This window comes from Algibacter sp. (assembly GCF_039977455.1).
Taxonomy (GTDB): domain Bacteria; phylum Bacteroidota; class Bacteroidia; order Flavobacteriales; family Flavobacteriaceae; genus Algibacter_B.
On the sequence record NZ_JBDWDG010000018.1, the window covers coordinates 53,187 to 66,416 of the forward strand.

At 32.3% G+C, this 13,230-nt stretch carries 10 protein-coding genes; all 10 read left to right on the plus strand.

Annotated features, from left to right (window positions below; all coding sequences use genetic code 11):
• Positions 1-8 precede the first annotated feature (8 nt).
• The 10 genes from nirD to ABJM36_RS08250 all read left to right on the plus strand — a co-directional run bounded on the left by nirD (position 9) and on the right by ABJM36_RS08250 (position 13,230).
• Complete coding sequence (gene nirD / locus ABJM36_RS08205; RefSeq protein WP_348450970.1) at positions 9-386, plus strand: nitrite reductase small subunit NirD; 378 nt, start codon at positions 9-11, stop codon at positions 384-386.
• A 25-nt stretch (positions 387-411) separates the two neighbouring features.
• A complete protein-coding gene (locus ABJM36_RS08210) occupies positions 412-996 on the plus strand; it encodes a DUF4202 domain-containing protein (RefSeq protein ID WP_348450971.1) in 585 nt (194 codons plus the stop codon).
• Positions 997-1,005: 9 nt separating this feature from the next.
• Positions 1,006-2,829, plus strand: coding sequence for an ATP-binding protein (locus ABJM36_RS08215; protein WP_348450972.1), 1,824 nt, complete (start codon positions 1,006-1,008; stop codon positions 2,827-2,829).
• Positions 2,830-2,919: 90 nt separating this feature from the next.
• Positions 2,920-3,585 (plus strand): response regulator transcription factor, encoded by a 666-nt coding sequence (locus tag ABJM36_RS08220; protein ID WP_348451018.1) that lies wholly within the window; start codon positions 2,920-2,922, stop codon positions 3,583-3,585.
• Between the two features lie 469 nt (positions 3,586-4,054).
• Positions 4,055-5,473, plus strand: a complete 1,419-nt coding sequence (locus ABJM36_RS08225) for an MFS transporter (protein WP_348450973.1) — start codon at positions 4,055-4,057, stop codon at positions 5,471-5,473.
• Positions 5,474-5,607: 134 nt separating this feature from the next.
• Positions 5,608-9,129 (plus strand): molybdopterin-dependent oxidoreductase, encoded by a 3,522-nt coding sequence (locus ABJM36_RS08230; RefSeq protein ID WP_348450974.1) that lies wholly within the window; start codon positions 5,608-5,610, stop codon positions 9,127-9,129.
• Positions 9,129-10,559 carry a rubredoxin gene (locus ABJM36_RS08235; protein ID WP_348450975.1) on the plus strand — a complete coding sequence of 477 codons (1,431 nt, stop codon included), beginning with the start codon at positions 9,129-9,131 and terminating at the stop codon, positions 10,557-10,559. Before ABJM36_RS08230 ends, ABJM36_RS08235 begins: the two co-directional genes overlap by 1 nt.
• Positions 10,560-10,688: 129 nt before the next feature.
• Positions 10,689-11,102, plus strand: a complete 414-nt coding sequence (locus ABJM36_RS08240) for a response regulator (protein WP_348450976.1) — start codon at positions 10,689-10,691, stop codon at positions 11,100-11,102.
• Entirely contained in the window at positions 11,102-11,641 is a 540-nt protein-coding gene (locus ABJM36_RS08245; RefSeq protein ID WP_348450977.1) for a heme NO-binding domain-containing protein, read from the plus strand. The genes ABJM36_RS08240 and ABJM36_RS08245 overlap by 1 nt, the downstream gene beginning before the upstream one ends.
• Complete coding sequence (locus ABJM36_RS08250) at positions 11,641-13,230, plus strand: PAS domain S-box protein (RefSeq protein WP_348450978.1); 1,590 nt, start codon at positions 11,641-11,643, stop codon at positions 13,228-13,230. The genes ABJM36_RS08245 and ABJM36_RS08250 overlap by 1 nt, the downstream gene beginning before the upstream one ends.

Consider the following 13,230-nt stretch of genomic DNA (forward strand, 5'->3'; position numbering starts at 1 on the left):
TATATACAATGAATTCAATAGCTACTAAGTATAAAACAGTAAAAAGTGACGAGGTTAATGTTTGGTTTAAAGCTGCAAATATTAATGACTTTCCAAAGGATGGTGGGGCATGTGTTAAGTATAAAGATTTACAGATAGCAGTATTTAATTTTAATAGATTAAAAACGTGGTATGCCTGCCAAAACCTGTCACCTTATAAGGAAGAAATGGTGTTAAGTAGAGGTATGATTGGTGATCATAATGGAGAGCCAATGGTTGCTTGTCCGTTACATAAAAAAACATATTCTTTAGAAACTGGAGAAAATTTAAATGGAGATTTGGAACCTATTGCTTTATATCCTATAAAAATTGAAGGAGAAAATGTGTATATTGGCTTTTCAGAATAATGATATAGACCAAAACACATAAAATATGAAGCCAACCAGATTTGAAACTGCTATTGCTTTAATTGATAAAGCGAACTCCGAAGATATTAATACATACGAGGTTGCAGGTATGAGTTATCCAAAAGAATTGTTGTACTCGCAACGTATGACAAGAAAATTGTTGCAATTTGAGCCTAACGCATCAAAAGCATTACAAATAGCGGCACGTGCACAACATATTTGCCGTTGGAAAATTGGTAGGGACGAGTACCCAATGGATCGTGTTGGATATTTAAAATGGCGTGAAACCTTAAAGAAAATGCATGCCAACTTAACTGCTGATATTTTAAAACAAGTCGGTTTTGATGATCAGTTTACCGATAGAGTTAAAGCTATTATTCTTAAAAAATTAATTAAAAAAAATGAGGAATCTCAAACCTTAGAAGATGCTATTTGTTTGGTGTTTTTAGATTATTATTTTGAGGAGTTTGCTGCCAAACATAGCGACGAAAAAATAATTGATATTCTTAAAAAAACATGGGTAAAAATGTCTAGTAAAGGCCATGAAGCGGCACTAGCTTTGCCTTTTTCCGATAAAAGTTTAGCCTTAGTAAAACAGGCTATTTCTTAAATAAAAGACATGATTAAATCAAGTAATTCATTAGACCAAAGAACGTTTGATAAATTACGTCGTTTATACATTATTGCCTTATTCACCATAGCTATTTCGGTTGTTTTAAGTCAAGTTTTAATTCGTATACATTTACGAGATCAAGAAAGTGATTCTACAATAATAAATGTTGCTGGTAGGCAGCGCATGCTTAGTCAGAAACTCACTAAAGATGTGCTGTCAATTTCTGTAGAAACTAATTCTAATAATCGTATTCTTTTAAAAGAAAAAATTAAAGAAACGCTTCAACTATGGTCTTTGTCTCATCTTGCACTTCAAAACGGAAATGATAGTTTAGGGTTACCAAATAACAACAGTGAAAAAATTAGCGAAAAGTTTAAGCGTTTAAATCCTGTTTTCGTTACTATTAGTGAGGCTTCGAATAGTATTATAAATACAATAGAGGAGCAACCTGCAGCCTCAATACAAGATTATAAGTTAGATACTGAAAAAGTTAAAGCTAACGAAGCTACTTTTTTAAATATCATGGATGATATTGTTAATCAATACGACATTGAAGCTAATGACAAGGTAGAACGATTACGTCAATTGGAATTTTGGTTAACTGCATTAACCTTATTAATACTTTTAGCTGAGTTTTTATTTATTTTTTGGCCTGCAGCAAAATCAGTAAAATCTGTTTTGGCCGATTTGCTATTGGCCGAAAAACGTGCTAAAAAAATGGCTTTTGATGCAGACGAGCTTAGTCTTGCAAAAGAGAAGTCTATAAAGGAACTTCGTGCCCTTAGTCGCGTAATGGAAGATACGCTGTTGTTTGCTCGTATATTACCAAATGGTAGCATTGTGCACTTGGGTAACAAGTTTTCTAAGTTGTTTAAATTTTCAAAATTTAATAATTCCACCATGTTTTGGAAAGTATTATCTACCGAAGAAAACGAGCAACTTATAATTGAAGATTTAATAAATAAACATAAAAAAACGGGGTGGCAAGGAGAAGTTAAGGCAACAGCTAAGAGTGGAGATATTATTTGGTTAGAAATGGCTATAATTCCCTATAACCCTACCAATGAGAAATCTGAAATATTAATTATTGCTTCTGAAATTACAGAGCGTAAATTGGCACAATTAGAAATAAGTAGACTTAATACACAGCGTTTTGAAGAGCGCATGAGTCAACAAAAAATAATTTCTAGTAAGATTATTGAAAACCAAGAAAAGGAGCAAAGTCGTATTGCTAAAGATGTTCACGATGGTATTGGACAAATGCTTACTGGTTTAAAATATAATCTAGAAAGTATTGATACAAAAGATGTTGAAAAAGCTACAGTTAAAATTGAATATTTAAAGGAACTAACAACAAATATTATAAAAGGTGTTAGAACTGCCACTTTTAATTTAACGCCTCCAGAATTATCAGACCACGGCATAGTACCTGCAATAACTAAGTTAACTCAAGAGTTAGCAAAATTAACAGGAAAGGAAATTATTCTTTTTAATAAAACAGATTTTAATAAGCGGTTAGATTCGCTTACCGAAATAAACATTTATAGAATTACTCAAGAAGCTATTAATAATGCTATTAAATATGCTGAATCTACTCATATTTTGGTGTCTTTATCTCATAGTGAAAGTATGTTAGGTATTGTAATAGATGATAACGGTAAAGGGTTTAATCCAGAAAATGTGAAGCATGTAAAAATGGGCGATGGTGGCATGGGTATGACTTTTATGAAAGAGCGTATTAAATATATTAACGGCCGTATATTTGTAACTTCAGGAGCAGGACAAGGAACTAGAGTAACACTTAACATTCCTTTAAAGGAAAGGGAGTAATTAGTGATTTAAATTGTTTTGTATAAAAGTAATTAAAATAATACGTAGTTTTCTAATATATACGTATTTTTGAGTATCATATTTTTGTTTATGGATGTAATTAACGTAGTATTAGCAGACGACCATGTTTTAGTTAGAGATGGTATAAAGGCACTTTTGGAAGACCAAACAGGAATTGTTGTTATTGATGAGGCTTCAAACGGAAAGGAAGCTTTAGAAGTTGTAGCGCGCAACAAGCCTCATGTTTTAATTATAGATATTCGTATGCCAGAAATGAATGGCATTGAAGCTGTAGGAGAGATTAATAAATTATACACAGATGTGCGTACTTTGGTACTTTCTATGCATGATTCAGAAGAATACGTAGTAAAAGCTATTCAAGCTGGGGCCGATGGGTATTTATTAAAAGGTGCTAGTAAAGAAGAATTTTTAAAAGCTGTAAATAATGTAGCTTCTGGCGGAAAATATTTTACAGGCGATGTTTCTTCAATTATAATGAATAACTTTGTAAATGGTAATACAAATGCTGCTGTTACTCCTAAAAAGGAAGTTAAAGAAGATCCTTTTAAGCTTACTAAACGCGAAAAACAAATCCTTAATTTAGTACTTCAACTAAAAAATAATAAAGATATAGCCGACGAGCTTAAAATAAGTAAACGTACAGCAGAAGTTCATCGTTTTAACCTCATGAAAAAATTAGAAGTTAAAAATTTGATGGAACTAAGTAATAAAGCTAAAGAGTTTGGGTTGGCTTAATATTTTTTATAGAAAGGTTAGTCCTTAAAATTTAATGTTCTAAAGCCATTTAAAAATGGCACATATAATTTTTTTTATTGAGTTTAATGAGATTCTTAAAGTAAGCTCTAAAAAGTTAAAAAGAAAGTTGTATTCCTTCCCTAATAGCATTAACTCTGTTTTATTTTGTTTGGCTTCGTTTTTTTAAGTACTAAGAATTTACCGGGTTTATCGATAAAATAAAGTTTATAAGGTTGATATTAGTATTTGGGCACTTATTATTGTGCTCTATATATTTAGTTTGATTAAGTTATTTGGATAAGCAAAATTTCATATTCTTAAAATTAACTAAATAATTTTCTTCATTTTAGGAATTCTATAAAATCGATATTATTTAATTACTAATATCGCATTTCTTTTTAATTACTTACTTGGTTTTTGTTAGAATTAAGTAAATATACTTAGTTTTGTACGTATAAATTACTTAATTATGAACACTACAACACAAAGTAAATCAACCACATTAAATTTATTTAACCTAAAAAATGTTTCAATACGTACATTTTGGATTACGGCAATATCTTTTTTCTTATGCTTTTTTGCATGGTTTGGTATCGTGCCTTTTATGCCAGATGTAGTTAAAGAACTAGGATTAACCCCAGATCAGAAATGGAACTCGATTATTTTAGCGGTTTCAGGTACTGTATTTGCACGCTTACTTATCGGTAAATTATGTGATAAATATGGTCCAAGATTATGTTATACCTGGTTACTTATGTTAGGTGCTATTCCGGTAGTATTATGCGGTTTGGTACAAACACCTACGCAGTTCTTAATATGCCGTTTGTTTATTGGGTTTATTGGTGCATCATTTGTAATTACTCAAGTACATACGTCTTTAATGTTTGCTCCAAATATAGTTGGGACTGCCAATGCAACCTCGGCAGGTTGGGGGAATCTTGGAGGTGGAGCTAACCGATTGGGTATGCCTATTATTGCTGCAGGTGTAGTTAGTTTTGGAATTGCCGAAGGTGAAGCATGGAGATATTCTATGGTTATTGCTGGTGCAGTTTGTTTTTTAATGGGGATTGTATATTATGTTTTTACACAAGATACCCCACAAGGTAATTTTAAAGATTTAAAGGAATCAGGTATTGAAATAGAAAAGAAGAAAGATCAAGTAGGTTTTGCAACCGTGCTGAAAGATTACAGAACATGGATATTATTTTTAGTTTATGCAGCGTCGTTTGGTATAGAACTTACCGTTTATGGTACCATGGATGATTATTTACAAAACACCTTTCAATTAGAAAGAGTAACAGCAGGTAATCTTGTATTGTCTTTTGCATTAATGAATATTTTTGCAAGAACTCTAGGTGGATTTTTTGGTGATAGATTTGGTAAATTAAAAGGTTTACGAGGTCGAGTGATATTTTTAGCTGCGATTCTTGCTATTCAAGGTTTTATGTTAATTACCTTTTCTTCAACAACAAATATAGCCATAGGTATTTGTTTTTTAATACTGTTTAGTTTATCAGTTCAAATGGCCGAAGGAGCAACATTTTCGGTAGTACCGTTTATAAATAAAAAAGCTATTGGTTCTGTTTCTGGTATTGTAGGGGCAGGAGGAAATGTAGGTGCGTTTTTAGCCGCTATGCTATTAAAATCTCAATCGGCAGTTGCTGAAAAAGCCGCTATTGCAGCTAATGAAGGATTGGGAGAAGCTGCTATCCAAGCGGCGCAATCTGCAGCTTCATCAGCGGCGGTTTCTAGTGGTTATTTTATTATTGGAATTGTGGTTGTGGTTACAGCTATTTCTGCTTTAGCGATTCGTTTTTCTACCGAAGATGAAAAGGTTGCTGAAATGGATGCAGTTGTAAATGAAAAAGATATGATTCCTGTTAGTTAAAATGTAGGGTTTAATACGATTCTATTTAGTATACCTTAAATAATAACTACCTTTTTTAAGGTATTGAAAATAATGAGTTGTGCATTTGTTTTCTGGAATTAAAATGCATTAATTAGTATAAAATGTAAGTCTCTATGATTAAAAACGAAGTAAAAACAACGTGTTCTTATTGTGGTGTTGGTTGCGGGATTATTGTTAAAAAAGATAACAATAATAAGGTGTTTGTTGAAGGCGATAAAGATCATCCTGTTAATAGAGGTATGTTGTGTTCTAAAGGGATGAATTTGCATTATGTGGCCAATGATACTTCCGATAGAATTTTATATCCAGAAATGCGTTGGAGTCGTTCTCACCCAAGAGAGCGCGTGAGTTGGGATGATGCATTAGATAGAGCAGCAAACGTTTTTAAATCTATAATAAAAAAGCATGGTCCAGATAGCGTAGGTTTTTACGTTTCGGGTCAGAGTTTAACAGAGGAATATTATATTGCCAATAAACTTACAAAGGGATTTATAGGTACCAATAACATTGACACTAACTCACGCTTATGTATGAGTTCGGCAGTGGTAGGTTATAAAAAAGCATTTGGAGAAGATAGTGTTCCAATTTCTTATGAGGATATCGAATTAGCAGATACATTTTTAATAACAGGAGCAAATCCAGCGTGGTGTCATCCTATTTTATTTAGAAGGATAGAAAAGCGCAAAGAGGATAATCCAGACGTGAAAATTATTGTAATCGATCCAAGAAAAACGGACACGGCTAATTTTGCCGATTTACATTTACAATTACTTCCGGGTACCGATATTATTTTATACAACGCTATTGCAAGGTGTTTATATAAACGTGGTTTAATTGATGAAGATTTTATAAAAAATCATACCCAAGGTTTTGAATCTTATAAAGAATTAATATTTAAAACCTCATTAAAGCAAGCGTCAAAATTATGTGGTGTTGAAGAAAAAGACATTCGAAAAGCCGCTGATATTATAGGATTATCCAAAGGTTTTATTAGTATGTGGGCCATGGGGCTTAATCAAAGTGTTGTGGGTACAGATAAAAATGTTTCATTACTAAACTTATCGTTAATCACAGGTCAAATTGGAAAACCTGGAGCAGGTCCTTTTTCTTTAACAGGGCAACCCAATGCTATGGGTGGACGCGAAGTAGGTGGGATGGCTAATTTATTGGCGGTTCATAAAGATTTAATGAATCCAGAACATCGTAGGGAAGTAGCTCAATTTTGGGGTGTGGATAAAATTAACCCCAAGCCAGGATTAACGGCTACCGAAATGTTTGATGCCCTAGAAAGTGGAAAGTTAAAAGCGGTTTGGATTGCTTGTACAAATCCATTAGTTAGCTTACCAAATTTAAATAGAGTAGAAAAAGCCATGAAAAACGCCAAGTTTGTTGTGGTTCAAGAGATATCTCATAAATCGGATACTGTAGGTTTTGCCGATTTAGTTTTACCAGCTGCTGGATGGTTGGAAAAGGAAGGAACTATGACCAATTCTGAGCGTCGTATTTCTTATTTGCCAAAAGAAATAGAAGCGCCAGGTGAAGCAAGACCAGATGTTGAAATATTTTGTGATTTTGCACAACGTATGGGGTTTAGAGGGTTCAATTTTAATAACGCTAGCGAGATTTACGATGAGTATGCGTCCATGACCAAAGGCACAAATATTGATGTGTCTTTTTTAAATTACGATCGCTTAAAGAATGAAGGTACATTTCAATGGCCAGTACCGGAACATAGGCATCAAGGAACACCAAGACTTTTTGAAGATAAGGTATTCTATACACCAAGTAAAAAAGCACAGTTTAATTTACCAAGTGTAACTGAAAATACTTCTGAGCCCCCAAATAATGAGTTTCCATTAATTTTAACGACAGGACGGGTTCGAGACCAATGGCATACCATGACAAAAACAGGCAAGGTATCTCGTTTAAAAACGCATTACCCAACTCCTGTTTTGGAAATTAATCCGGTAGACGCCTTCTTAAGTAAAATTAAAAATGGCGACATTACAGAAATTAAAAGTGCCAACGGAGTTGTAAGAGTACGAGCAAAAGTTACAGACACCATTAAAAAGGGTGTAGTGTTTTTACCAATGCATTGGGGTAAGCAGTTGCAAAGTAATTTAAATCGAGCAAATAATTTAACTAATACACACGTAGATCCTGTTTCAAAAGAGCCAGATTTTAAATTTACGCGCGTATCGGTTGCAAAATATAAAAAAGCTGCAGAAAAAATTATTGTTGTTGGTGCTGGTGCTGCAGCCTTCCGATTTGTACAAAATTATAGAGAATATAATGAAATAGATGAAATTCATGTCTTTTCAAAAGAACCTAATCTGTTCTACAATAGGGTTTTGTTACCAGAGTATGTTACCGAAGAATTATCTTGGGAGCAATTACTTAAAATTAAACAAAAGGAGCTTAAAAAGCTTAACATTCAATTACATCCAGAAACATTTATAACCAAAATAGATAAAAAAGCTAAACGGGTTACCGATAGTAATAAGATTGAGCATGATTTTAATAAATTAATACTGGCTACAGGTAGTCGTGCTTTTGTTCCTAAAGATGTTCAGATAGATTTACCTGGTCGTTTTACCATGCGAAACAAAACGGATGCCGACAGTTTTAAAGCGCATTTAGAGGCTACAGGTTTACCTGCGGAGGAACAACATGTAGTTATTGTAGGAGGTGGTTTATTAGGCTTAGAGCTTGCGGCGGCCATGAAACATAAAAATGCTAAAATTACTATTATACAGCGAGGTTCGCGTTTAATGGAGCGTCAATTGGATAAGGTATCTAGTAAATTATTGGCCTTGGATGTGCAAGAACGTGGTATACAGATTTATTTCGATAATGAAGTAAGTACGGTGTTTGATGATGACGATACTGGAGAATTAAATATCACTCTAAAAAGTGGAAAGTTTATTACAGCAAACGCTATTGTATACGCTATAGGAACCATTCCAAATGTAGAAATAGCAAGAACTAATGGTATTGCATGTCGAAGAGGAGTTATAGTAAATCAACATTTACAATCATCAGATCCTGATATTTTTGCCATTGGTGAAATAGCAGAATATAATAATCAGTTATTTGGTATTACATCGGCAGCGGAAGAACAAGCCAATATATTAGCTAACTTTATTGCAGGCGATATTAGTTGTTCATATAATGGATCGGTGTTAATGAACATCTTAAAATTTAATGATTTAAACCTGTGTAGTATAGGTGATATTAATGTTCCTGATAACGATAATAGTTATGAAGAAATTATATTTACAGATATTAAAAAGCGTTATTATAAAAAATGTATCGTAAAAGATGATTTATTGATTGGAGCTGTTTTAATGGGCGATAAAAATGAATTTGCCGAATTTAAAACCATGATTGAAAGCAAAATTGAAATGGCTGATAAACGCGATACCTTACTTAGAGGTGCATCAAACGATGTTCCTGTAATAGGCAAGTTGGTTTGTTCCTGTAGTCAGGTTGGTGCAGGTAATATTCAAGAAGCCATAGCTTCCGGCTGTACAGATTTTACAGAGCTGTGTAATAAAACGGGAGCAGGTTTAGGTTGCGGTAGTTGTAAAACCGAAGTTAGAGAAATACTTCAAAATTCTAAAGTCTTAGCATAATGATAGAACCATATAGATTAATGATAAATGGAGGTGTGTTATCTCCTGGTGAGTTAAAATACATTTGTGAGGCTGCAGAAGTTTTAGGATTAGACGCCATTTCTTTCGGGTCAAGACAAGATATTATTTTTCCTGAAGAAATAGATGAAAGCAAGTTCGATCAATTTAACAAAATTCAATTTGTAAAACCTAAACGTGATGGTATAGAAAATATAGCATCGTCATACGTTTCGGCAGAAATTTTGCCAAGTACGTCGTGGCTAACAAGCGATAGGTATTTATATGTTTTAGAGCAATTTAAACACCATCCTAAACTACGTATAAATGTTATAGACCCTAAACAAAAACTCGTACCATTATTTACAGGTAATGTGAATTTTATAGCTTCAGACCATGAGGATTATTGGTATTTATTTGTAAGGTTACCAGGTTGGAAAGAAACTAAAATGTACCCCGCGCTTATTTATAGTTGGGATATGGATAAAATTGAATTTGCTATTGAGAACATTCTTATTGAAGAACCCGAAACTATAGAAACGGTATTCGATTTAGTAAGTGATGCTGTCGACACTAATAATAGAACAGTTGATAAACCTTTAGAAGTGCCATTTTACCCATTTCCGTATTACGAAGGCATGAATAGAATAGGGACAGATAGGTATTGGTTAGGTTTGTATTGGAGAAATAATCGTTACGACATAAAGTTTTTAAAAGCGATGTGCGATTTGTGTTCCGAAAACAAAATTGGTAAAATATCAATTACACCTTGGAAATCTTTTATAGTAAAAGGAATTCCATTACAGTCTAAATTAAAATGGGAAAAATTATTAGGTAAGTTTGGTATTAATGTTCGCCATTCTATGTTAGAGATGAATTGGCACTTACCAGTTAACGATGATAGTGCTTTAAATTTAAAAAAGTATTTGGTTAATAATTTTGATCAAAACGATATTAGTACTTATGGTTTAACCTTTGGTATAACTAATTTTGATAGTGATACTTATAATTTTACATCTATTGTAATAGAAAAAAACAGGCAACCAGAATCTATTAAAGATTTTAAAATTAGAGATACTTATAATTTATTATACGCTAAAAATTTTGATACCAATACCCGCGAATATATTACACATGTTCAAGATGTAGATAAGGTTGAATTACCTGGTTTATTAATGGAATTAAGTCAGTTGTATTTTGAGCAACTAGGGTCGGAACGTGAAGAAGAAGATCAAAACCTAGCCATTCAAGAAACTATAGAAGAAGAGGTGTATCAATGTTCGGATTGTATGACTATTTATGATGAAACTTACGGCGATCTTACTCAAAATATCCCAGCCCAAACCCCTTTTGATGCTTTGCCTAGTACTTACCAGTGTTCACTTTGCGAAGGGCCTAAAAGTAATTTTAAGAAAATAGTATTGGTTAAATAGCCTAAAACTATTAAATCCATTCGTCGACACTTACTCGATATTCGTCGACACTTAAAATAGAATAAGCGAAGTCTATTTTGTTGGCTGTGTATTTATTATACTTTTACATTAAATTATATAGCAGCAAAGATGGATAAGACATTAAATATTCTACTCATAGAGGACGACATGATTGAAATTATGAAGTTCAACCGAACAATTTCACAACTTCAACTTAATCATAATGTTATTGAAGCCAATAATGGCGAGGATGCTTTAAAAATTTTAGAAAAAAAAGATGAATTACCTGACATTATTTTATTAGATTTGAATATGCCTAAAATAAATGGAATAGAATTTTTGGGCATTCTTAAAAATGATGATGTTTTAAAATATATACCTATTATTATCTTAACAACTTCAAGTAATCAAAAAGATTTGTTAGAGTGTTATAAAGTAGGTATCGCAGGATATGTTCTAAAGCCTTTGAAATATGAAGATTACGTTACTAAAATGGAAAGATTATTAGCGTACTGGAGTATTAATGAATTAAAGCAAGTTTAATGAAAGGTATTGTTTTTACGGAATTTTTGGAGTTGGTTGAAGATAAATTTGGACTAGAAATGGTCGATAATATTATCAATGCATCTAATTTAGAATCGAAAGGTGTTTATACTTCAGTTGGTACCTATAGTTTTTCAGAAATGTTACAATTACTTCAACATTTAAGTGCAAACACTGGTATCTCTATTGATGATTTGTTACTAGTTTATTCAGAGCATTTCTTTAGTGTGCTTAAAGACAGTTATCCAGGACTTATAGCAAGCTATAAAGATCCTATTGAAATGATTTCGTCCATTGAAAATCATATACACGTAGAAGTAAGAAAAATTTATCCAGATGCTGAGCTACCAACCTTTGAAGTTGTTGAAAAAACAGATAGATCCTTAATACTAATTTATAGATCTAGCAGGGCAATGCATCATTTTGGTTTAGGATTAATGAATAAAACATTCGAACATTTTAATTCTTCCGCCACTATAGTTTTAGAAAAATTAAAAGAAGACGGAACAGAGGTTAAGTTTTTAATTAATAAAAATTAATGAGTCAAGCGCAAATTGACATGCTTCAGCGTGCTCTTGCTCGCGAAAAATTAGCTAGAAAACAAGCAGAAAAAATTCTAGAAAATAAGGCTGCAGAATTGTATCAGGCTAAACAAGAACTCGAAAAATCTTATACCGAGTTAGAAACCTTACTAAATAAAACAGATTCCCAATTACAAGGTGTTTTCGAAAATATTGTAGATGCCTATGTTATTATGGATTTACAAGGTAATATTCTTAAAGTTAATGATGCAGCGGTAAGTTTGTTAGGATTTAAGGATTCCAATCAAGAATTTAATCTTCTTGAAATGGTAAAGCCAAATGAAATTGAACGCGTTGCCGAATCGTTTAAAATGTTGCTTAAAACTGGTTCTATTACAGATTTTAGTGTAAATATAATTACTAAAAAAAAGGTTGAAAAACTGGTGCATATTAATGCAAGTATAATTTATGATGATGGTATAGCCGTTGCTGCTCAAGGTATTGTTCGAGATATTACATTACAAAGGAAATATCGAAAAAGTTTAGAAGCAGAAAAACTTAAATACTACAATATAATTTCTAATATGAACTTAGGTTTAGTGGAAGTAGATCTTAATGATCGCATCATTATGGTAAACCAAAGTTTATTGAATATGACGGGCTATTCAGAGGATGAACTTATTGGAAAACATGGCGTAAATCTTTTACCTGTTGATGAAGATAGAGATTTATTAAAAGAAAGAATACGCGAAAGACGGGAGGGTAAAACGGAATCTTATGAATTACGAATTAAAAAGAAAGACGGAGAATTAAGATATTGGCTTGTAAGTGGCGCACCAAATTATGATTTAGATGGAAATATTATTGGATCAATAGGTATCAATTTTGATATCACTGAATTAAAAAGTTTACAGCTTCAAAAGGAACTTTTACTGGAGAAATTAGCTAAAAGTAATGACGATTTACAAGAGTATGCGCATATAGTATCTCACGATTTAAAATCACCATTGCGTAGTATAAATGCCCTGGTTACTTGGGTTAAACAAGATAATGTTGGTAAATTAGACGCCGTAACTTTGCAGAATTTAGACCTTATTGATACTACTCTAGAAAAAATGGAACAACTTATAACAGATGTTTTAAATTATTCTAGTGTTGGCACAAACCATAACGATAAAGTAGAAGTAGATTTAGATGTGGTTATTACAGATTTAGTTAAAATCATGTATAAACCAGACCATGTTACTGTTAATATTTTAAATAAATTACCTGTAGTAAAAGGAGACGAAACTAAATTGCGGCAAGTGTTTCAAAACCTTATTGGTAATGCCATAAAGTTTATAAATAAAGATAATGGATTTGTAAATATAGATGTTGAAGATGCCAATACGCATTATCAATTTACTATTGCAGATAACGGTATGGGAATCGAAGAAAAATTCCATAATAAAATTTTTAAAGTATTTCATGCCTTAAATAAAAGTAAGGATTCTACAGGTATAGGATTATCTATAGTTAAAAAAATTGTCGATTTACATGAAGGTCAAATTTGGTTAGAAAGTGTGTTGGGTAAAGGCACAACATTCTTTTTTACAATAAAAAAATAA